The following is an 18,676-nucleotide window of genomic DNA, read 5'->3' as shown; positions in this document are numbered from 1 at the left end:
ATCTTCGGCGTGTCGCTGTAGCTATCCCACAACGATGGGCGCGAACTTCTCGGCGCGGGTCGGCTCGGGCAGGCGGAGCAGCGCGAGCGACGCGGCTTCGAGAGGGGTCACGTCGTCTGTCGGGTCGGCGGTGCCGATGAGCCGAGACTTGCCCGCGACGCGCTCAATCGCGACCGCTGCGGCATCGTCAAGCTGGTCTTGCGCCCAGTGCTCTACCTGCCCGTGTCGGAGCCCGTTGAGCAGCCGCGTCGCGGCGACGGACTTGTCCCCGAAGCGCACCAGATCGACGGCCGGTCGAGGCCGCGCCTGCCTCAGCAGATCTTGGATGATGGCCTTCTCCTGGGGCGCGTCGTCGTAGACGATGGGGAGCCGGAGTTGCTTCCACAGCCGCCAGAGCGTCGCAGGCATCCCGGCCGTGCCGTGCTGATGGTGCACGAGCTTGAACCCGGCTCGGGGCGGGGCGGCGTCGGTGTCGTCACCGTCGAGCGCCCACGCGGCGCGGGCGAGGTCGGGCGATTCGTCGGCCAGGTGCCAGGCGACCGCGACCGAGACGAACGCGCCGCCCGGGTGGACGGCGAACGCGAGCGAGGCGGCGGGCACACCCTCGGGCGGCGGCGAGTCGGTGCGGGTCGTCTCCCAGTCCGACGCGGCGATGAGCGCGGCGTTGCCGGAGGCCCGGCCGAAGTGGTTCAGATACTCCATTGCGAAGCGCGCCGGGCCGAGGATGGGGAAATTGCCGCGGATCGTGGCGAGGGTTGTGAGCCCGTCCAGACCCGGGTGGATGCGCTCGATGATGGGAGCAACCTTCTCCCACGTGTCGAGGTCAGCATCTTTCGCATCGTCCGGCACGCCGTAGCGGAGCCGCCCGGCCTCGGCGTCGTGGAGGGTGGCCCAGAAGTGCGAGCCGTCGCGGTACTTGCCGCCCGTTCCCGCATAGACGAGCTGCGCGCCGGGCCGGGTGTCGAACGACGGTACGACCGCGCCAACGATGTCATCCCACACGTCGGGCTCGGGCTCGCCGCCCTCATCGAGCGTCAGCATGTCGTACGCGCCGGATCGCACGTCATCGCCGTTCGGTGAGAGGACGGAGAGCTTCGAGCCGTTCTCGAACTCGACGCCCATCGATCCGTTCGACTCGTTGATCTTGACGGGCCGCTCACGCTTGTCGCGCCAGCGGCGGATGATCGGGTCACGCACGTCGAGCTTGAATCGCTCGTTGGCCTTCTTCGCGGTGGTCAGCATCGTGTACCCGGCGAAGTAGACAGGACGCATCCAGCAGCGCCCCATCTTGACGCACCACAGGCTCGCCGTCTTCGCGGATCGGCGCGGCTCCAAGATCGCGTTGTTGCGCTTGCCCGCGGCGAGCGCATCGACCTCCATGAGCATCTGCGGCTGAAGGTTGCCCAGCAGACCATCCGGGTTGATGCGGCGCGGCACCGTGTCATTGAGCAGCCAGACGCCCACGAGGAATTCGGCGCGGCTCTGGTAGGTCGTAACGAGTTCGGACACGTCAAGCGGGCGGCGACCCGAGTCACGCAGAGCGACCCACGCTGACTCTTCCATGAGCGGGTGCCGCGCGACGGCAGGCGGGAGCGGCGTCGGCTTCCGGCCCTCCTCCTCGTCACCCTGTTCCCAGTCGGACGGCCACGCCCACGGGCACGAGTCGCCCTCATCCAGGGGGGGGATTTTGCTGCCGGAGGCGGGAGTTGCGACGGATTCTTTCAAAGACTCGACCTCGCTCATCCGTTCGACTCGACCGGCTCGAACTCGCATCCGCACGAGCAGATGTGGGTGCGCCCGTCATGCTCGGGCAGGCCGCACGTGTGCTCGCTGTCAGTGAGGTCGATCCATCGCCGTCCGCACTTGCCATCCACCGGTGCCGGGTGCAGTTCATCGCGGTACACGACACGTACGAACGTGGGCAGTTCTACTTCATTCGGGTCGAGCCCGAACGGCGCGAGCACGGCGCGGACCTCTTCCACGTGCGCGAAGAGCCAGCGCTCCAGCGCGCGTTGCGCCGCGCTCTCCAGCGGCACGGTAATGATGCTGCCGTCAACGATGAGGATGCGTCGCGTCAGATGTTCCATGTCGTCGTGTCTCCTGCGGGTGTCGTGGGTGTGTGTCGGGAGTTGGTGATGCGTGCGCCGAGGTTGCCGCCGTGGGCTCGGTTGCCCACACAGTGCGCGGTGCGGTGGCGGTGCTCGGGCGCGAGGTCGCGGAGTGTGGAGCCGGTCGCGCCTTGGACGTGCCCCACGTCGTAGGGCTGGCCGGGTGCGATGGGTCGTCGGCATCGCCAGCAGGCGACGGGCCTGCCGGTGCGGTGCGCCGCTGTGACCCGCTCGCGGATAGTCAATGCGTTGCGGCGGTACTCGGGCGTCTGATGCTTGGAGGTCATACGGTCGCCCAGTCCCCAGCGGTCGAGCACGTGAAGCACGGTCGCCCGCGCCCGCCACACGTGCACGCCTCGCCGTTCCATTCATCTGCATATACCGGCTCGGCGGACCATGAGCGCTCGAAGGCGGCGAAGGTTACGCGCGGGTCGGATGCCCAGTGCTCGCGTAGCTCTTCGCTGGCGTAGGCGTTGGCGCGCGTGGCGTTGCCCATGAACAGGCTCAGCGGGTCGATGCCTCGGGCTCGGCCTCGCTCGTTGAGCATGGCTCCGTTGGTTGCGGCCTCGGCGCGGATGTACTGGGCGTAGAGGGCAAGCTCGTAGTCCGCTCGGCACTCGCGCCATGCGGCGAAGCCGTCGCGGATGAGGCTCATACGTCGAGCCCATCGGCTCGGGCTGCGGCCTTGCAGTCGTTGCAGACGGTCCCGGCCCAGGTGGCGGCGAGCGGTGCGGAGCGTCGGCCACAGTAGCCGCGATCCTTGCTCGTGGTGGAGCGGCATACGCGGTCCTCATTCGTGGTCGAGGCGGGCGGCACCTTGCGAGAGTCGGCGTCGCGCTTGATCGCGGTGCTCATACGAACGCCTTTGCCCAGTCCATGGCGTTGGCCCAGGTGGCGGTGCGGATCATGACCCGTTCGCCCTTCATGACGAGCCACGGCATGCCCGTGCGGTTGTCGTACGGGTCGGCGGAGCGTTCGACGCGGACGCGGTCGGGGTCGCCAGGCAGTGCGTGCCCGTAGCGGCAGTTGCAGGCACCGTTGTGCCCGGCGTAGCGGACGCACGTGCAGGCGTTGTGCATGGGCATCCCGCATCGCCCGGCGAGGCGTCGCCGCTGGGTAGTCGCGTCCGCGATGGGCGATACGGTCATGCCGTTGCCGTCGTCGTACTCAGTGGCCTCGGTCAGGAATCGGAGCGTCGTCTCGTCTACAGCGCGCGCGTAGGCGTCAACCATGGGCCGAGCGAGGTCGAGGACGGTGGGCTCAGTGGTGGCCATGGTTGGACTCCCCGAGTGCGTGGGCTGCGTCTGCGAGGACATCGACGGCGACGGCCATGAAGTCCTCGGCGTTGGCGAGGGATGAGTGTGTGCGGCGGATGCGGGATGCGGCGGCGCTGCACTTGGCGGCCATGTCGTGCGCGGTCTTGTGGGTGCGCATGAGGTGGCGGGCGGCGGCGTCCTTCGCGATGGTCTTGCCAGCGTCGGCAAGGTCGAGCAGGTCGGCGCGGACGGCTTCGCACTCTTCCGCGGTGGGGATGGTCTTGGTCACGGGTCTTCCGTTCATCTGTGCTTGATGGTGAAGGGATGGTGAGGGTTGGGAGGTATGGCCCCCCCTATCTCGGGTGAGACTCGGGAGGGACACGTGCTTGACGGAGCCAGGGACGGAGCCAGGGCGGTCAGCACGGCACGCGCGGTAAGGCGCGTCACGGACGGGAGATGAGACGCACGCACCATGTGGGGATGGGCCGCCCGGTCATGCCTTGACCGGCCCGCGTCGCGTCTCGCGGAATGGCACCCGTTCCCCGGCTCGCAGGGTGGGGCGGCAGGTTGTCTGCCTCTTGTTTCGCGGTCGCCTACCGCGTAGTCGGGGCCTCAACGCCCCACGTGTTCAGTTGTCCCCGCCCGTCGTCGGGCAGGGACAATGGTGGGCCGCGTGAATCATCCCGTCGTGTCGTGATTTGTGTCATGAAGGTACGCAAGCACGCCCGACACGCGGAAGTGTGGATTGAGCGCGGCGTGTCGCTTTTTGTGTCGTGACGGTTCTAGACTCACGTCATGAGCACAATCGACGCCATGAGGCCATCAACAGGCGTAGGCCTCGCGCGCAGGATGAAGACATCCCGCATCTGGGCAGGGCTGGAGCAGGCAGAGATTGCCGCCCGGTGCGGCGTCTCCCGTAGCGCCGTCTCAGCGTGGGAGCAGGGCCGCACTGAGCCGAGCATGTCGAACATGGTCAAGTGGGCGCGAGCCGTTGGCCAGTCCATGGAGTGGTTCGCGGAGGGCGTTGAGGAAACGACAACGGCCCCCGCCGAAGCGGGGGCCGTTAGCCTACTGTCTCAACACAGTGCGCGCCTGGAGGGACTCGAACCCCCAACCTTCTGATCCGTAGTCAGATGCTCTATCCATTGAGCTACAGGCGCGTGCTCTGCGCTCTCGCGCACAACGTCCTCAACCATACCCTACGAGCGGGCGATCTCACGAATCGGGCGGGGTCTCGTCCGTCTCGCCCGAACGGATCTCCTCGAGGCGCCGCTTGTGCGCCGCGAGCCGGGGCAGATCGACGAGGCGGAGCGACTGCATCCGCGCCTCGCGCATCTGCTCGTAGTCTGGGTCGAGGTCGGGCCGGGCTGCCTCGATGCGCAGCGTCCGGTCGATGTTGCGGGACACGTCCGCCCATGCGGCCTCGCGCGCGGCCTCGACGAGTTCGCGCAGCTGCGCGTCGTCACCGGCCCGCTCGCGCAGCTCCGCCGCGATGCGCTCGGACTGCTTGCGTCGCCGGCGCAGATTGCGCACGTCGCGACTCGAGTAGTCGTGCGAACCGTAGGGATCGCGGAAGCGGCGGCTCGCCTTCTTCCCCTCCCTGCGCGTGCGCTCCGCATCCTCGTCCGCCTCGTCGGCGAGCGCGAGGAGGGTCTCCTTCGCCTCCGGCACGAACCGATCGACGTCGAAGTCGGCGCCGCCCGCGAGGATCTCGACGAGCATCCTGTTCTTGAGCGCGAGGCGCGTCGCGGCCGCCGCGATGTAGACGCCCTCGGCGACCTGGTCGCGCACGCGCGGCTTGTCACCGCCGAGCACGCGAGACGCGCCGTCCCCGGTCTTCTCCGGGGGCGGCGCGGCCTTCTTCGCGCGGCGTGCCAAGGGGATCAGTCGGCTCTACACGGGCTTCGTGTAGGCCGCCTTCCCGAATCCGATGATGAAGTAGCCGATCACGCTGAACAGCCACAGCAGGAAGAACGAGAACACCCCGCCCTTGCCGAACCCGCGACCCACGCGCAGCGCGACCAGGATGCCGAACACGACGTTGACGATCGGGATGAGCCACAGCAGCCCGAGCCAGGCCGACCAGCCCGCGATCTTCACGAGGATGAAGAGGTTCACGATCGGGATGATCGCGAGGATGCCGGGCCACCCCGCCTTCGAGAAGACCTTCCAGAGGGCGACGACCACAAGGATGTAGAACACCAGGCCGACCCACCCCCAGGCGGCATAGGAGCCGGTGTAGGCAGTCGTGTTCGCGATGTTGTCGAGGGCGATCATGCGCTCATCCTAGGGTGCGGCGACGACAGCGATGTGACGAATCCTCAGCCGCTTGCGGGGACGCCGGCGGCGAGCTCCGCGAACACCTCCGCGGCGGTCTCGCGGCGGGCGAGCCCTGCCGCCTGACCCGCCCACAGCGACACGAGATCCCCGCGACCCTGAGCGCCCGCGGCCGCGCGGAACTTCCCCGTCAGCCAGTTCTGCGCGGGGAACGGCGCGATCACACCGCTCGCCTCGATCTCGCGCATCGCGCGGTTCGGGATGCCGCGGGCGAGCCGCCCGCTCATCGCCCGGGTGAGCACGGTCGAGGTGTCGGCGGCACCGGCGATCGCGCGGCGGTGCGCATCCGTCGCCGCTGACTCGCGCGTGCGCAGGAAGGCCGTGCCGACGAGCACGCCCGAGGCGCCGAGTGCGAACGCCGCCGCCACTCCGCGGCGGTCCGCGATGCCGCCGGCCGCGACCACGGGAACGTGCACCGCGTCGACGACCTGCGGCACGAGCGCAAAGGTGCCGACGAGGGAGCGCTCCGGGGCGGCGAGGAACGAGACGCGGTGGCCGCCGGCCTCGGAGCCGCTCGCGACGATCGCGTCGACCCCGGAGGCATCCAGCTTGACCGCCTCGGCGACCGTCGTCGCCGTGCCGACCACGAGGATGCCGCGCGCGTGCGCGCGCTCGACGAGCTCGTGCGACGGCGCGCCGAACACGAGGGTGAGGACGGCGGGCTCCGCCTCCAGCACCGCGTCGAGCTGCGCGTCGACGTCGGGGAGGAACGAGGTGGGCGGCTCCGGCGGCTCGAGGCCGACCTCCGCGTACAGCGGCTCGAGCGCATCGATGAACGGCGTGAGATCCAGGTGCGACGGCACGACCTCGTCGCCCGTCGGCAGCCACAGGTTCACCGCGAACGGCCGGGAGGTCGCATCCTTCAGCTGCGCGATCGTGTCCCGGATGCGATCCGGCGCATACCCGTAGAGGCCATAGCCGCCGAGACCCCCGAGCTCGCTCACCGCCGCGGTCAGCTCGATGGACGAGAGTCCGCCGAACGGGCCGAGAAGAATGGGATGCACGGTGCCGAGGATGCCGGTCATGTTCGTGACGCTACTCCTCGCCCAGAAGCGCGGGCCTGCGTGTGACGAAGAGGCCTCGATAGGATGGGACGCTTGGGCGCGCGCGGGAGGAGGCGGACGTGACGGAGAAGGAACCGGGTCTCATCCGCGCAACGGGTTTCGCGTACTTCCCCATCGCGCTCATCGCCCGATTCCCTTACGCGATGATGGTCGTCGGCGTGCTGACGCTCGTCGTCGCGGGCCGCGGTTCCCTCGCCCTCGGCGGCGTGAACTCCGCGATGGTCGGCCTCGGCGCGGCGATCTGCGGCCCGCTCATCGGCGCCGCCGCCGACCGGTTCGGACAGCGCCCCGTCGTACTCGCGACCGGCATCGCGAACAGCCTCGTGCTCGTCGCCCTGGCGTGGGTCGTCTTCAGCCCCCTCCCGGCTGCCGCGATCCTCGTGACCTCGCTCCTCGTCGGCGCGACCGCACCGCAGGTGTCGCCCATGTCGCGCAGCCGACTCGTCGGCATCATCGACCGCGCGTTCCCGCGCGCGCGGCGCCCCCGCATCCTGAACGCCACGATGGCGTACGAGTCCGCGGCCGACGAGATCGTCTTCGTCTTCGGGCCCGTCGTCGTCGGCGTCCTCGCGACCGCGTTCACCCCCGCGGCGCCGATCATCGGCGCGGCGGTGCTGACCGCGGTCTTCGTCACGGCGTTCGCGCTGCATCCGTCGGGCCGGACCCTGCGGGCCGCTGAGCCGGGCGTCCCGCTCGTCACGGCGGACCTCGTCGTGCAGGCGCCGGCGCGCGAGCTGTTCGGCGTACGGCTCATGACGGTCACCGTCGGCACGCTCGGCATGGGCCTGTTCTTCGGATCCATGCTGACGTCGCTGACCGCCTTCATGCGCGACCGCGGCGCGGAGACCGAAGCCGGTCTCGTGTACGGCGCGATGGGCGTGGGGTCCGCGATCTTCGCGCTCGGAGTCATGTTCTTCCCGGCGCGATTCTCGCTGCGCGCGCGCTGGCTGACCTTCTCCGGCGTCATCTTCGTGGGGTCGCTGTCGCTGCCCTTCGTCGGAGACGTCGGGCACATGGCGCTGGCGCTGCTGGTCATCGGAATCGGCATCGGCCCGACGCTCGTGACGCAGTACAGCCTGGGCGCCGCCTACAGTCCGGCGGGACGTTCGGCGACCGTGATGACGATCATCGGGTCGAGCGTCATCGTCGGTCAGTCGGCCGCCGCCGCTCTGACCGGGGCGATCGCGCAATCCGCCGGCACCGCGACGGCGCTGTACATCCCGATCGTCTCGGCGGCGGTCGTCGTGATCGCCGGCATCGTGAACGCCGCCCTCGGCAGCCGGCACTGAATCACCAGACCGAGACGTACTCCGAGACGCGGGTCGCCGCGACCTGCTCGACGAGCGGGAGCCCGGCCTCGACGGCGCGGCGGATGCGGGCGCGCACCGCGCCGTCCCGCAGCTCGTATCCGTCGAACTCGCTCGTGCTCGCGTACACGCCGACCGGCAGCGTCAGCGCCTGGAAGAACCCGAACAGCGGGCGCAGCTGGTGCTCGAGGACGAGCGCGTGCCGCTCGCCACCACCGGTCGCCGCCAAGAGCACCGGGTGTCCGAGGAGCGCGTACTGGTCGACGAAGTCGAACAGGTGCTTGAAGAGCCCGGTGAACGATCCGCGGTAGACCGGGCTCGCCACGACGAGGAGGTCGGCCGTCTCGATCGCGCGGAGCTCCTCCTCGACGTCGGCGGCGAGGTCTGCGCGGCTGAGCGCCCCGGCGAGGCGCGGGCCGACCGCGGTGAGCTCGATGACGCGGGACTCGACCTCCGCGACGCGCGCCACCTCGGCGACGATCTCCCGCACGAGCACCGTTGTGCGGCTCGGCTCCTGCAGCGACCCGGACACCCCGACGACCCGCAGCGTCATGCGGCACCGTCCGGCGGTGCGACCGGGCGGCCGATCGACAGCATCAGCCGGTTGGCCCAGTTGAAGAAGGCCGCAGCGTGCACGACATCCGCGATCTCGAGGTCATCGAGCCCCTCCGCGCGGAGGCGTCCGATGTCCGCGGACCCGAACTCGATCGGCGTGCGCGTGAGGGCTGCCGCCGCATCCGTGATCGCGTTCCAGCGGTCGCCGAGATCGGCGGCGACGCCCTCGGCGAGCAGAGTGTCGACGTCGGCGGCCCGGCCGGAGAAGTGGGCGGCGAAGCGGGCGTGCACGGAGGCGCAGAACACGCAGCCATTGACACGGGATGCGGCGGCGGCGGCGAGCTCTCGATCCCCGCGCGGCAGGCCCTCGGACGTGTTGTAGAAGATGTCCTTGTCGACGAGCGTCCGGGCGCGGAGGATCTCGGGGTCGCGCGCGAGGAGACGGAAGTAGTCGCTCCCCGCACGGCCTCGGTCGACGAGGCCCGCGTAGTGCCGGTCGGTGAGCTCGGCGGGATTCAGCGGCTCGAGCCACGGCAGCCAACCGACCTCGGCGCGGGTGAACCCACCCGGATACGGAGCGTCGTACGCCAGGGTGTGCCCGCTCATGCGGCGACCTCCGTCTCGATGGAGCGGACTCCAGCGCGGGCGAGCGCCGTCAGCCCTGCGGCGACACGCTGCTGGAACGCGACGAAGGCGACGAGCTGCGAGAGCGTCACGATCCCGTCCACGCTCCAGCCCGCATCGAGCAGCCGGTCGAGGGCGTCGGCGTCCGCCTCGCGCGGCCGGAAGACCAGCAGGTGCGCGTGCGTGAGAGCCGCGGCGAGGCGCTCACTCAGCGCCTCGTGCGCGATCGTCTCGTAGCGCGGGCCGTCGGTGGACTCGGCGACGAGGCCGGCCTCGCGATAATGCCCGAAAGGGCCCTCGGCGGACGAGGCGACCGCCTCCGCGAGCACGACGTCCCTCAGAGCCGCCGGCGCATGGTCCGCGTAGTAGGCCGCGAGCGCATCGTCCGCCGTGAGCCGCGTCGCGAACGCAGCGACGAGGTGTCGCTCGGCGATGGGAAAAGCCGCGTCATCCACCGGCGAGAACAGGGCGTCGTGGCTCGCCTGCAGCTGCTCGCGCGTCACGGGGCGGCGACGGCGGAGCGCATCCAGCGCGTCGCCCGGGGCGATGCCCAGGACGGTGTCGATCGTGTCGGTCATGCGATCTCCTTCTCGGGGGTGCGGGAGGTGGTCCAGCCCAGGGCGGGCGCGACCTCGGTGGCGAAGAGTTCGATGGAGCGCAGCACGTGCTCGTGCGGCGCATCCACCGAGTGGACCTGGAACGCCACCTCGTCGGCGCGGGCGAGCGTCGTGTCGGCGGCGAGGGATGCGGCGACCTCGTCGGGGGTGCCGAGGTGGGTGTCGAGAGCGGCGATGAGCTCGTCGAGCGTGTCGCCCGGGATGCGCTGGCCGGCACGGCGGAAGCCGTCGGCCGCCCGCCGGAGCCCGACCTCGGCGAAGCGCAGGGCTTCGGCCCGGTCGTCGGCGACGAAGACGTTGCGGGATGCGGTGACCCGCGGCCGCACGCCGACAGGGAGTGCATCGAGATAGGCGTCGATGATCGGGTCCTGCACCTCCGCGAGTGTCGCGTGCGGCCGCTCGGCCGGTCGCGGCTGCGTACGCGAGAGGAGCAGTCCGTCCGATGCGCGCCCCGCACGGGTGCCTCCGGCCGGCGAGAACGTCGCCTGCCAGACGCGCTCGCGCAGGGGCACCGCATCCTGGACCGCACCCGCCTGGGGATGCAGCCGGTTTCCCGCACCGATGTCTCCGCCTGTGAGCGCGGCCTGCAGGACCGCGAGCTTCTCGTCGAAGAGCCGCGCCTTGTCGGCGACGTCGACGCCGAACGGGATGAACGACGAAGGGGTGCCGCCGCTGCCGAGACCGAGATCGAGGCGTCCGCCGGAGAGGAGGTCCGCGACCACCGCATCCTCCGCGACGCGCACCGGGTCCTCGAGAGGCAGGGTCACGACGCCGGTGCCGAGCCGGATCTCCGACGTCGGGGCGGCCGCGTGCGCGAGGAACACGAACGGCGAGGGCAGGCCGCCCTCGGCCGCGCGGAAATGGTGCTGCGCGACCCACGCCCTGCCGACGCCGAAGCGCTCGGCGTGGCGGATCTGGTCGGTCGCGAGCCGGTACCGTTCCGCAGGCGGAGCGTCGTCGAGCAGGCGGGTGAAGAAGGCGAGCGTCGTCATGCGGCGACCTCCGTTCTGCCGGGCACGGCTGCGAGCAGCTCGCGCGTATGGTCGTGCTGGGGATGGGCGAAGACGTCCTCGGTGGTGCCCTCCTCGACGATCCGTCCGCCGTGCATCACCGAGACGGTGCGGCTGATGCCGCGGACGACGGCGAGGTCGTGCGAGATGAACAGATACGTGAGGCCGAGCTCTTGCTGCAGGGACTCGAGCAGCTCGAGGATCCGCGCCTGCACGGTCACGTCGAGCGCGGAGACCGCTTCGTCGAGCACGACGATGTCGGGGCTGATGGCGAGGGCACGAGCGATCGCGACGCGCTGGCGCTGCCCGCCCGACAGCTCCCGGGGCGTGCGGCTCAGCACGTCCGCCGGCAGCGCGACGCGATCGACGAGCTCGGCGGCCCGGGCGCGGCGCTCGGCACGTGATCCCTCCCCGATGTTCGCGAGCGGCTCCGAGATGATCGCCCCGATGCTCTGTCGGGGATCGAGCGACGAGAACGGGTTCTGGTACACCAGCTGGATGCGTCGGCGCAGGCGCCGCAGGTCGGCCCCCCGCAGCGCGTCCACGTGTTCGCCGGCGAGGGCGATGCGCCCCGCATCGGGCTGGAGGTGCCGCGTGATCAGGCGCGCAGTGGTCGTCTTGCCGGAGCCCGACTCCCCGACGAGCGCGTGCGTGGTCCCCCTCCGCACGCGGAACGACACGTCGTCGACGGCCCGGAACGACTCGCGCCCCGGCACACGGAACTGCTTCACGAGACCGGCGGCGACGATCGCGTACGGGTTCTCCCCCGCCGCGGACGCGGCATCCCGCAGATACAGGGGAGCCGGTGCCGCACGGAATCCGTCGGCGAGAGCCGGTGCGTCGGCGAGGAGCTGCCGCGTATAGAGGTCGGTGGGCGCCGCGACCACGTCGGCCGTCGGCCCCTGCTCGACGATCCGCCCGTGGTTGAGCACGACCAGCCGCTGCGCGCGCTCGGCGGCGACGCCGAGGTCGTGGGTGACGAGCAGCACCGCGGTGCCGTGCTCCGCACGCAGATCGTCGATGAGGTCGAGGATGCGCTTCTGCACGGTGGCGTCGAGCGCGCTCGTCGGCTCGTCCGCGATGATGAGACGGGGCGCGAGGGCGACCGCGATGGCGATGAGGACGCGCTGCCGCATCCCGCCGGACAGCTCGTGCGGATACTGCTTCGCGCGCCGGACGGGATCGTCGAGACCGACGCGCTCGAGGAGCTCCAGGACGCGCGCGCGTGCCCCCGAGCGGTCGCGGACACCGTGCAGGCGCAGCACCTCGGCGATCTGCACGCCGACCGGCCGAACCGGATCGAGCGACGTCACCGGGTCCTGCGGGATGAGGCCGACCAGCGCGCCGCGCACGGTGCTCAGGCGCCGCGAGGACCAGCCGGCGACGTCGACCTCCGCATCCCCGAGCCCGCCGAGGCGGACCGCTCCCCCATCGACGCGACCGCCCTCGGGCAGCAGCCCGATGACCGCATGCGCCGTCGTGGACTTGCCCGAGCCGGACTCGCCGACGAGCGCGACGACCTCGCCCGCGGCGACGTCGAACGAGACGCCGTCGACGGCGGTCCGCCGTCCGTCGCGGGTGGCGTAGGAGACGCGCAGGTCTTCGACCGAGAGGATGCGGGTCATCGTGTGCTCCGTCCGAGCGAATGGCTGATGCGGTTGGCGCTGAGGACGACGACGAGCACGACGAGCCCGGGCAGGGCCGTCAGCCACCACGACGTCGCGACATAGTTCCGGCCCTCGGCGATGAGCAGTCCCCACTCGGGGGTGGGCGGCGGAGCGCCGTAGCCGAGGAAGCCGAGAGTCGAGATCGCGAGCACCGCCGTGCCGAACTGCAGTGCCGCGAGCGCGACGACGGCGTTGAGCGAGTTCGGCAGGACGTGTCGGCGCAGGACGGCGAGGAAGCTCCCCCCGCTGCCGAACGCCGCCTCGACGTAGTCGGTGCGACGCACGCGCACGACCTCCGACCGGGAGAGCCGCGCGAACGCGGCGACCGACCCGATGCCGACGGCGATCGCCGCGTTCACGGTGCCGAAGCCGAGGAGGATGATCACGGACAGCGACAGCAGCAGTCCAGGGATCGACAGGAGCACGTCGACCACGCGCATGAGGATGTCGTCGACCGGTCCGCCGATCGCGCCCGCGATGACGCCCAGGAGCGTTCCGGCCGCAAGCCCGACCGTCACCGCGATGAGCGCTCCCGCAAGAGAGTTGACCGCGCCGTAGACGACCCGCGCGTACAGATCGCGCCCGATGGCATCGGTGCCGAACCAGTGCGCGGCGCTCGGCGGCTGCAACCGCTCGGCGGGAACCCCGGTCAGCGGGTCGTAGTGCGTGAAGAGGCCGGGCAGGAGCGCCCACACCACCGCGATCGACACGATCACGACAGCGAGGATCAGCGTCCACGACGCCCCGCGCGTCGCGAATCGTCGGCTTCGGGCCAGGAGGTTCGCCGCCGATGATCCCGGCGCGGGCTTCGCGGCGGGCTGCGGGGCGGGCGCTGCCGTATCCGACTGCGGGATGGGCGCTGCGGCGCCCGGATGCTGCGCCGAGGCCGCCGCATCCGTCGCCGCCGCATCGACGACGATCGCCGCGGCATCGCTCTCTTCGTCGTGGCGGGGTCGGGCATCGAGAGAAGTGCTCATGCGAGTGCCTCCACCGGGACGGATGCGGTCGCGCGCCGACGCGAAGGCTGTCGCAGGCGCGGGTCGAGAAGCGGGTAGAGCAGGTCGACGACGAGGTTCACGACGATGAACGTGAGGGCGACGAGGACGACGATCCCCTGAAGCACGGGGATGTCCTGCGCGGAGACGGCCTGTTCGGTCACGCGTCCGATGCCCTCGCGACCGAAGACGGTCTCGGTGACCACCGCTCCGCCGATGAGCTCGCCGAACAGCACCCCGGCGATCGTCAGCGTCGGCAGGAGCGCGTTCCGGGCGACCGACCGCCACAGCGCCCACGACTCGGAGGCCCCCTTCGCCCGGACGACCGTCACGAACGGCTGCAGCCGCACCTCGTCGATGCTGCGTACGAGGATCTGCGCGAGAGGAGCGGAGATCGGCACCGCGAGCGCGATGACCGGCAGGATGAGCGCCTGCACGGGGTCCGCCCCGACGATCGGCACCCAGCCCAGCCCGAACGAGAAGATCTGGATGAGGAGGATCCCGAGCCAGAAGACCGGCACCGATACGAACACGCCGGGGAGCGCCCGCAGAGCGGAGCGCAGCCACGCGAACGGCGACAGCGTCGAGAGGAAGGCGATCGCCACGGCGAGGATCGCCGCCAGCACGAAGCCGGAGATCGCGAGGGCCGCCGTCGACGGCAGCGCCGTGCCGATCAGCTGCACGACCGACGTGCCGTACTGCGACGAATAGCCGAAGTCGCCGTGCGCGTAGCCCGCGAGCGTGTGGAGGTACTGCTGCCACCACGGGACGTCTGCGCCGTACGCAGCACGGATCGCAGCGTACTGCTCCGGCGACAGCCCGAGGTCGGGGTTGTCGAACTTGATCAGCACCGCGTCGCCCGGCAGCAGCTGCAGGAGGATGAAGGTGGCCGTGAAGGCCGCGATCAGAACGATCGCGGCCTGCCCGGCGCGTCGGAGCGCGTAGCGCATGTCAGCCCTCGGTCACTTCTTCTTCGACAGCCACACGTCGTAGAACCACGGGCGCCCGACCGACTCCGCGGCGAAGCCGTGGACGTAGGGGGCCGCGCCGAACACCTGCGGCTCCTCGAACAGCGGGATCACGTACGCCTGCTCGGCGAGATAGTCCTGCACGGCCTGCGAGGCGGCGATCCGCTTGGCGGCGTCAGGCTGCGATGCCACGGCCTCCAGGAGGCTGTCGAGCTTCGCATCGTTCGAGAGCAGCGTGTTCCGGTTCTTCGTGTAGTAGTTGCTCTTGATGACGTCGAGGTCCGCGCGCCCGACCATCGAGTGCAGGAACGGGGTCTTCAGCGGGTCCTTGATGTCCTCCGCGTAGGTGCCCGCGTCCGACGACTTGACCTTGAGCTCGACGCCGATCTTCTTCAGCTGCTGAGCGACGAGTTCGAGCGTCTGCTTGGACTGCGGCTGGGGCTTCGACTCGTAGACCGCGAACGACAGCCGCTCGCCGCCCTTCTCGCGGATGCCGTCCGCCCCCGGCTTCCAGCCCGCGGCGTCCAGGAGCTGCTTCGCCTTCTTCGGGTCGTACCGGTAGCGGGCGGACTCGTTCTTGTAGCCGAGCGCGGTCGAGCTCAGGGTGGAGTTGGCGACCGGATAGTTCTTCGTGAAGAGCGTGTCGACGATCTCCTGCGCATCGACCCCGGCCACGAGGGCTTGACGCACGCGGAGGTCGCTCAGCAGCGGATTGGTGAATCGCAGGCTGATCGAGTTGTTCACGCCTCGCGTCTGCGGTGCGTACAGCTCGAAGCCCGACGACTCCACGCGCGACTCGTCGAACGCCTGAACCGGACGGATGACGTCCGCCTGCCCCGACAGGAGCGAGCCGATCCGCACGCTGTCCTCGGGCGTCACGATGACGTGCACGGCATCCACGTACGGCCTGCCCTGATGGCCGAGGCTCGGCGGAGCCGAGTCGTAGCCGGAGCGCGCCGTGAGCGTGAGCTCGGTGCCGAGCTTCTCGTCGGTGATCGTGAACGGCCCGGAGCCGACGATCTCGGCGGCGTGGCCGGCGCCAAAATCCTCGAGCTTGCGGTCGAGGGTCTTCGGAGACAGCAGGCCCGAGTTGATCGTCGACGTCGCCTGCAGGAAGCCGGGCGCGGGAGCCTTGAAGTGGAACGTCACGGTGTCCGCATCCACCACGGTGCTCGACGCGTAGTTGTTGATCGCCTCCGAGACCGTCAGGCCCAGGGCGGGGTCGCCGAGACCGTAGGTGTCGAAGTTCTTCGCGACGGCGGCCGCGTCGATCGGCGTGCCGTCGGAGAACGTGGCTCCCGGACGCAGATCGAACGTGTACTCGGTGGCATCCGCGTTGACCTTCCAGTCCTTCGCGATCCACGGCTCGATCTTGAGCGTCTTCGGGTCCTGGTAGGTCAGACGGGCCGTGATGTTGTCCACGATGCCGCCGTTCGGATAGAAGCCGGCCTGGGGCGGGTAGAGCGTCGTGTACGGCTGCTGGTCGAGATACGTGAGCGTGCCGCCGGAGACCGGCTTGGCGTTCGCGGCGGCGGACGCGGCGGGGGCGGCGCTCGCGCTCGACGCGCACGCCGACAGGCCCACCGCGAGGGCGAGCACGACGGCGCCTGCTGCGGCGCGGAGTGCGGGACGGTTCATGGTGTCTCCTGGTGTGTGCGGATGAGGTGTGCTGTCGAAGCTAGGGATGCGGCGGGCCCCGGCCCGAGCCGGGATGACACCGCCGTTCACCGCCGGACCGCGACGTTCACGGACGTTCACACGACGTCATAAACCTCGGCCGCGTCAGGCGCGCATGCCGTCCGGGGAGCACCGAGGCCGAGCCGATCGCGGAGGAGCGCACCACGGTCGGACGCGAGGAGCCCGCGCCGCCGCAGCTCCGGCACCGCGAGCCCGACGAAGGCCTCGAACTGGGCAGGCTGATAGGCGGAGAGGACGTTGAACCCGTCCGCGGCGCCGGCGTCGTGCCACTCCTCGATGTGGTCGGCGATGTCCGTGCCCGTCCCCACGACGAACGCCGTCGGGACGGCGTGCGCCGCGACGAGGTGGCGCCACGTGACGGCGTGATCGGTCTCGATCCTCCGGCCGGTGTGCGTCCGCACCGCGTCGAGGACGCGTGCGGCGCGCTCTGCGAAGACGGGGGCGAGCACAGCGGGCACGTCGTCCTCGAGCGACGCGCTCCGCACGGGGTGGTCTGCGGGAACCTCCGCGGTGTCGAGGAACGCGGCGAGCGTGCGGCCCGGCGGGAAGCCCTCCCGCAGCGGGGTGCGCCCGTCGTCGAGCGGGACGAGCCGCAGGAGATCGTCGACGATCGCGCGGGCCGCCGCATCCGTCTCCGCCACGATGGGGAGGACCGGGACGATGACCTTCAGGTCGTCCGGATCGCGCCCCGCCTCGGCGGCGGCGAGACGCAGCCCGGCGCGCTCGGCGGCGGCCGCGGCGATGCCGGGCGCGGCGATGAGGGCGAGGTCCGCCTCGGTCGCCGCGAGCGCACGCGACCGCGGCGACGTGCCGGCGTGCACGATCGGCGGGTGGACCTGCGGCGGGCGGGCGACGTTCAGCGGACCGCCGACACGCAGGGTCGACCCCTCGAACGCCGGCGCACGAAGGCGTGCGGCGTCGATGAGCACCCCCGACCCGCGGTCGGCGACCCAGGCGCCGTCGCCCCATGACTCCCACAGGAGCCGCAGCGCCCGGACGAACTCCTCGGCTCGGTCGTACCGGGTCGCGTTGTCGGCGTGCGCATCGCGGCCGTGGTTGGCCGCTGCACGCGGCTCCGCGCCGGTCACGAGATTCACCCCCGCCCGGCCTCCCGTGAGCACGTCGAGGGATGCGGTGGCCCGCGCGATCGCGTACGGATCTGCGTACGTCGTGTTCACGGTGGCGATCAACCCGATGCGCTCCGTCACACCCGCGAGGTACAGCACGGCGCTCAGGGGATCGATGCGGGCGAGGAGATACGGGTCGCCGAACTCGAGGTCGGGGCCCGTCGCGAGCCAGTCGCCGAAGAAGAGGTAGTCGAGCTCGGCGTCCTCCGCCACGCGCGCGATGCGGCGGAGGACCGCGGCATCCCCCGCCGGATCGGCGTGCGCCCCGGGCACGCGCCAGCCCGCGGGGTGGGCGCCGAGGGTGCGGACCATCGCGCCGAGGATGATGTGGTCGCTCATACCGGCAGCACCACCCGGGCGGGCGTCTGGCCGATGGCGGCGTACCGCCGTCGGCGCGACCATTCGCTCCACGAGCCGGGATACAGGACGACGTCGATGCCGGCGATCGCCCCGGCGAGAACGGTGTGGGATGCCGCGACCCCCGAGCCGCAATAGGCGGCGACCCGCGTGCCCTCGGCGGCGCCGGCCGCTGCGAACGTCGCACGGATCTCCTCCGGGCTGCGGAAGCGGCCCGCATCCAGGTGCACGGTGGTCGGCACATTCACCGCGCCGGGGATGTGCCCGGCCACCGGATCGAGCGGTTCGACGTCGCCGCGGTACCTGTCGGCGGCCCGGACATCCAGGAGGACGCCGCTGCGCGGCCACGCCTCCGCCTCGTCGATGCCGATCCGACTGCCGTCCGGGATCGGGTGGAGCTCGATCGTGCCGCGACGCGGCTGCACGTCGCCGAGGGCGAGCGGGAGCTCTTCGGCGATCCAGGCGCGCAGACCGCCGTCGAGCACACGGACGTCGGCCACCCCGCTGCGGGTGAGCAGCCACCAGGCGCGGGCCGCCGCGACGGACTGCACGTCGTCGTACGCGACGACGGTGTCGCCGGGATGCAGACCCCAGCGGCGGGCCGCCGCCTGCAGCTGCTCCCTCGTGGGGAGCGGGTGCCGTCCGCGTCGCGGGTCGCCGCGGTCCGCGAGCTCGTTGTCGAAGTCCACGTACACGGCCCCGGGCAGGTGCCCGTCGAGGTAGGCGGGCCGCCCTTCGGGACGATCGAGCCTCCAGCGGACGTCGAGGAGACGCACGGGGGCATCGATGAGCAGGTCGGACAGTTCTCTCGCGGCGATCAGATGGGACATGTCCCCCATTCGTCCACCGTGCACGTCGTCCGCGCGCGGAAAGCCGCAACACGGTGCGACGTTGCGCAACACGACGTGACGGGACGCAACACACGGTCATCGCGGGAACAGAACCCCGCCTTCGCACGGTTCACCGGTCCGCATCCGTCGTTCTGT

At 70.9% G+C, this 18,676-nt stretch carries 22 protein-coding genes and 1 tRNA gene; 2 read left to right on the top strand and 21 right to left on the bottom strand.

Annotated features, from left to right (window positions below):
• Positions 1–21: 21 nt before the first annotated feature.
• The 7 genes from QSV35_RS05845 to QSV35_RS05815 form a co-directional block, all read right to left on the bottom strand.
• The gene (locus tag QSV35_RS05845) at positions 22–1,509 is read right to left on the bottom strand and encodes a hypothetical protein (protein WP_286287605.1); all 1,488 of its coding nucleotides are present in this window, start codon (positions 1,507–1,509) and stop codon (positions 22–24) included.
• Positions 1,510–1,739: 230 nt separating this feature from the next.
• Positions 1,740–2,087: a hypothetical protein gene (locus tag QSV35_RS05840; RefSeq protein ID WP_286287603.1), complete on the bottom strand. Its 348-nt coding sequence runs from the start codon at positions 2,085–2,087 to the stop codon at positions 1,740–1,742.
• Entirely contained in the window at positions 2,075–2,395 is a 321-nt protein-coding gene (locus QSV35_RS05835; protein WP_286287601.1) for a hypothetical protein, read from the bottom strand. Before QSV35_RS05835 ends, QSV35_RS05840 begins: the two co-directional genes overlap by 13 nt.
• Entirely contained in the window at positions 2,392–2,763 is a 372-nt protein-coding gene (locus QSV35_RS05830) for a hypothetical protein (protein WP_286287599.1), read from the bottom strand. Before QSV35_RS05830 ends, QSV35_RS05835 begins: the two co-directional genes overlap by 4 nt.
• Entirely contained in the window at positions 2,760–2,963 is a 204-nt protein-coding gene (locus QSV35_RS05825) for a hypothetical protein (protein WP_286287596.1), read from the bottom strand. The genes QSV35_RS05830 and QSV35_RS05825 overlap by 4 nt, the downstream gene beginning before the upstream one ends.
• Positions 2,960–3,382, bottom strand: a complete 423-nt coding sequence (locus QSV35_RS05820; RefSeq protein ID WP_286287594.1) for a hypothetical protein — start codon at positions 3,380–3,382, stop codon at positions 2,960–2,962. Before QSV35_RS05820 ends, QSV35_RS05825 begins: the two co-directional genes overlap by 4 nt.
• Complete coding sequence (locus QSV35_RS05815) at positions 3,369–3,653, bottom strand: hypothetical protein (RefSeq protein WP_286287592.1); 285 nt, start codon at positions 3,651–3,653, stop codon at positions 3,369–3,371. The genes QSV35_RS05820 and QSV35_RS05815 overlap by 14 nt, the downstream gene beginning before the upstream one ends.
• Before the next feature lie 506 nt (positions 3,654–4,159).
• Between QSV35_RS05815 and QSV35_RS05810 the strand changes: the two genes are divergently transcribed.
• Positions 4,160–4,486: a helix-turn-helix domain-containing protein gene (locus tag QSV35_RS05810; protein WP_286287590.1), complete on the top strand. Its 327-nt coding sequence runs from the start codon at positions 4,160–4,162 to the stop codon at positions 4,484–4,486.
• Here the strand turns inward: QSV35_RS05810 and QSV35_RS05805 are convergent.
• The 4 genes from QSV35_RS05805 to QSV35_RS05790 form a co-directional block, all read right to left on the bottom strand.
• Positions 4,452–4,524 (bottom strand) — tRNA-Arg (locus QSV35_RS05805). The genes QSV35_RS05810 and QSV35_RS05805 overlap by 35 nt on opposite strands.
• A gap of 55 nt (positions 4,525–4,579) precedes the next feature.
• Positions 4,580–5,242: an asparagine synthase gene (locus tag QSV35_RS05800; RefSeq protein WP_286287588.1), complete on the bottom strand. Its 663-nt coding sequence runs from the start codon at positions 5,240–5,242 to the stop codon at positions 4,580–4,582.
• Positions 5,243–5,257: 15 nt separating this feature from the next.
• A complete protein-coding gene (locus tag QSV35_RS05795) occupies positions 5,258–5,641 on the bottom strand; it encodes a DUF5684 domain-containing protein (RefSeq protein ID WP_286287586.1) in 384 nt (127 codons plus the stop codon).
• Positions 5,642–5,685: 44 nt separating this feature from the next.
• Positions 5,686–6,726, bottom strand: a complete 1,041-nt coding sequence (locus QSV35_RS05790) for an NAD(P)H-dependent flavin oxidoreductase (RefSeq protein ID WP_286287584.1) — start codon at positions 6,724–6,726, stop codon at positions 5,686–5,688.
• 98 nt (positions 6,727–6,824) lie between these two features.
• On the opposite strand from QSV35_RS05790, the gene QSV35_RS05785 reads away from it, so the two are divergent.
• The gene (locus tag QSV35_RS05785; protein WP_286287583.1) at positions 6,825–8,054 is read left to right on the top strand and encodes an MFS transporter; all 1,230 of its coding nucleotides are present in this window, start codon (positions 6,825–6,827) and stop codon (positions 8,052–8,054) included.
• Position 8,055: 1 nt separating this feature from the next.
• Here the strand turns inward: QSV35_RS05785 and msuE are convergent, their stop codons facing one another.
• From msuE to QSV35_RS05735, 10 genes are all read right to left on the bottom strand, one after another.
• A complete protein-coding gene (gene msuE, locus QSV35_RS05780; protein ID WP_286287581.1) occupies positions 8,056–8,625 on the bottom strand; it encodes an FMN reductase in 570 nt (189 codons plus the stop codon).
• Positions 8,622–9,233 carry an alkylhydroperoxidase domain protein gene (locus QSV35_RS05775; RefSeq protein WP_286287580.1) on the bottom strand — a complete coding sequence of 204 codons (612 nt, stop codon included), beginning with the start codon at positions 9,231–9,233 and terminating at the stop codon, positions 8,622–8,624. The genes msuE and QSV35_RS05775 overlap by 4 nt, the downstream gene beginning before the upstream one ends.
• The gene (locus QSV35_RS05770) at positions 9,230–9,829 is read right to left on the bottom strand and encodes a CMD domain protein (protein ID WP_286287578.1); all 600 of its coding nucleotides are present in this window, start codon (positions 9,827–9,829) and stop codon (positions 9,230–9,232) included. Before QSV35_RS05770 ends, QSV35_RS05775 begins: the two co-directional genes overlap by 4 nt.
• Positions 9,826–10,860 (bottom strand): putative FMN-dependent luciferase-like monooxygenase, encoded by a 1,035-nt coding sequence (locus tag QSV35_RS05765; protein WP_286287577.1) that lies wholly within the window; start codon positions 10,858–10,860, stop codon positions 9,826–9,828. Before QSV35_RS05765 ends, QSV35_RS05770 begins: the two co-directional genes overlap by 4 nt.
• Positions 10,857–12,503, bottom strand: a complete 1,647-nt coding sequence (locus QSV35_RS05760) for a dipeptide ABC transporter ATP-binding protein (RefSeq protein ID WP_286287575.1) — start codon at positions 12,501–12,503, stop codon at positions 10,857–10,859. Before QSV35_RS05760 ends, QSV35_RS05765 begins: the two co-directional genes overlap by 4 nt.
• Positions 12,500–13,522, bottom strand: coding sequence for an ABC transporter permease (locus QSV35_RS05755; RefSeq protein WP_286287574.1), 1,023 nt, complete (start codon positions 13,520–13,522; stop codon positions 12,500–12,502). Before QSV35_RS05755 ends, QSV35_RS05760 begins: the two co-directional genes overlap by 4 nt.
• Positions 13,519–14,490 carry an ABC transporter permease gene (locus QSV35_RS05750; protein ID WP_286287572.1) on the bottom strand — a complete coding sequence of 324 codons (972 nt, stop codon included), beginning with the start codon at positions 14,488–14,490 and terminating at the stop codon, positions 13,519–13,521. The genes QSV35_RS05755 and QSV35_RS05750 overlap by 4 nt, the downstream gene beginning before the upstream one ends.
• A gap of 12 nt (positions 14,491–14,502) precedes the next feature.
• Positions 14,503–16,146: a TIGR04028 family ABC transporter substrate-binding protein gene (locus QSV35_RS05745; RefSeq protein ID WP_286287570.1), complete on the bottom strand. Its 1,644-nt coding sequence runs from the start codon at positions 16,144–16,146 to the stop codon at positions 14,503–14,505.
• A 116-nt stretch (positions 16,147–16,262) separates the two neighbouring features.
• The gene (locus QSV35_RS05740; RefSeq protein WP_286287568.1) at positions 16,263–17,672 is read right to left on the bottom strand and encodes an NtaA/DmoA family FMN-dependent monooxygenase; all 1,410 of its coding nucleotides are present in this window, start codon (positions 17,670–17,672) and stop codon (positions 16,263–16,265) included.
• Complete coding sequence (locus tag QSV35_RS05735; protein WP_286287566.1) at positions 17,669–18,520, bottom strand: sulfurtransferase; 852 nt, start codon at positions 18,518–18,520, stop codon at positions 17,669–17,671. The genes QSV35_RS05740 and QSV35_RS05735 overlap by 4 nt, the downstream gene beginning before the upstream one ends.
• Positions 18,521–18,676 lie beyond the last annotated feature (156 nt).

This window comes from Microbacterium candidum (assembly GCF_030315975.1).
GTDB classification, from domain to species: Bacteria; Actinomycetota; Actinomycetes; order Actinomycetales; family Microbacteriaceae; genus Microbacterium; species Microbacterium candidum.
Note: the sequence above shows the minus strand (reverse complement) of the source record. Positions and strands in the feature narration are given on the sequence as shown.

Excerpts from the sequence above, each read along its gene's own strand:
- QSV35_RS05840 (WP_286287603.1), bottom strand. The coding sequence starts at position 2,087 with ATGGAACATCTGACGCGACGCATCCTCATCGTTGACGGCAGCATCATT.
- QSV35_RS05835 (WP_286287601.1), bottom strand. The coding sequence starts at position 2,395 with ATGACCTCCAAGCATCAGACGCCCGAGTACCGCCGCAACGCATTGACT.
- QSV35_RS05830 (WP_286287599.1), bottom strand. The coding sequence starts at position 2,763 with ATGAGCCTCATCCGCGACGGCTTCGCCGCATGGCGCGAGTGCCGAGCG.
- QSV35_RS05825 (WP_286287596.1), bottom strand. The coding sequence starts at position 2,963 with ATGAGCACCGCGATCAAGCGCGACGCCGACTCTCGCAAGGTGCCGCCC.
- QSV35_RS05820 (WP_286287594.1), bottom strand. The coding sequence starts at position 3,382 with ATGGCCACCACTGAGCCCACCGTCCTCGACCTCGCTCGGCCCATGGTT.
- QSV35_RS05810 (WP_286287590.1), top strand. The coding sequence starts at position 4,160 with ATGAGCACAATCGACGCCATGAGGCCATCAACAGGCGTAGGCCTCGCG.
- QSV35_RS05795 (WP_286287586.1), bottom strand. The coding sequence starts at position 5,641 with ATGATCGCCCTCGACAACATCGCGAACACGACTGCCTACACCGGCTCC.
- QSV35_RS05790 (WP_286287584.1), bottom strand. The coding sequence starts at position 6,726 with ATGACCGGCATCCTCGGCACCGTGCATCCCATTCTTCTCGGCCCGTTC.
- msuE (WP_286287581.1), bottom strand. The coding sequence starts at position 8,625 with ATGACGCTGCGGGTCGTCGGGGTGTCCGGGTCGCTGCAGGAGCCGAGC.
- QSV35_RS05775 (WP_286287580.1), bottom strand. The coding sequence starts at position 9,233 with ATGAGCGGGCACACCCTGGCGTACGACGCTCCGTATCCGGGTGGGTTC.
- QSV35_RS05770 (WP_286287578.1), bottom strand. The coding sequence starts at position 9,829 with ATGACCGACACGATCGACACCGTCCTGGGCATCGCCCCGGGCGACGCG.
- QSV35_RS05765 (WP_286287577.1), bottom strand. The coding sequence starts at position 10,860 with ATGACGACGCTCGCCTTCTTCACCCGCCTGCTCGACGACGCTCCGCCT.
- QSV35_RS05760 (WP_286287575.1), bottom strand. The coding sequence starts at position 12,503 with ATGACCCGCATCCTCTCGGTCGAAGACCTGCGCGTCTCCTACGCCACC.
- QSV35_RS05755 (WP_286287574.1), bottom strand. The coding sequence starts at position 13,522 with ATGAGCACTTCTCTCGATGCCCGACCCCGCCACGACGAAGAGAGCGAT.
- QSV35_RS05750 (WP_286287572.1), bottom strand. The coding sequence starts at position 14,490 with ATGCGCTACGCGCTCCGACGCGCCGGGCAGGCCGCGATCGTTCTGATC.
- QSV35_RS05745 (WP_286287570.1), bottom strand. The coding sequence starts at position 16,146 with ATGAACCGTCCCGCACTCCGCGCCGCAGCAGGCGCCGTCGTGCTCGCC.
- QSV35_RS05740 (WP_286287568.1), bottom strand. The coding sequence starts at position 17,672 with ATGAGCGACCACATCATCCTCGGCGCGATGGTCCGCACCCTCGGCGCC.
- QSV35_RS05735 (WP_286287566.1), bottom strand. The coding sequence starts at position 18,520 with ATGTCCCATCTGATCGCCGCGAGAGAACTGTCCGACCTGCTCATCGAT.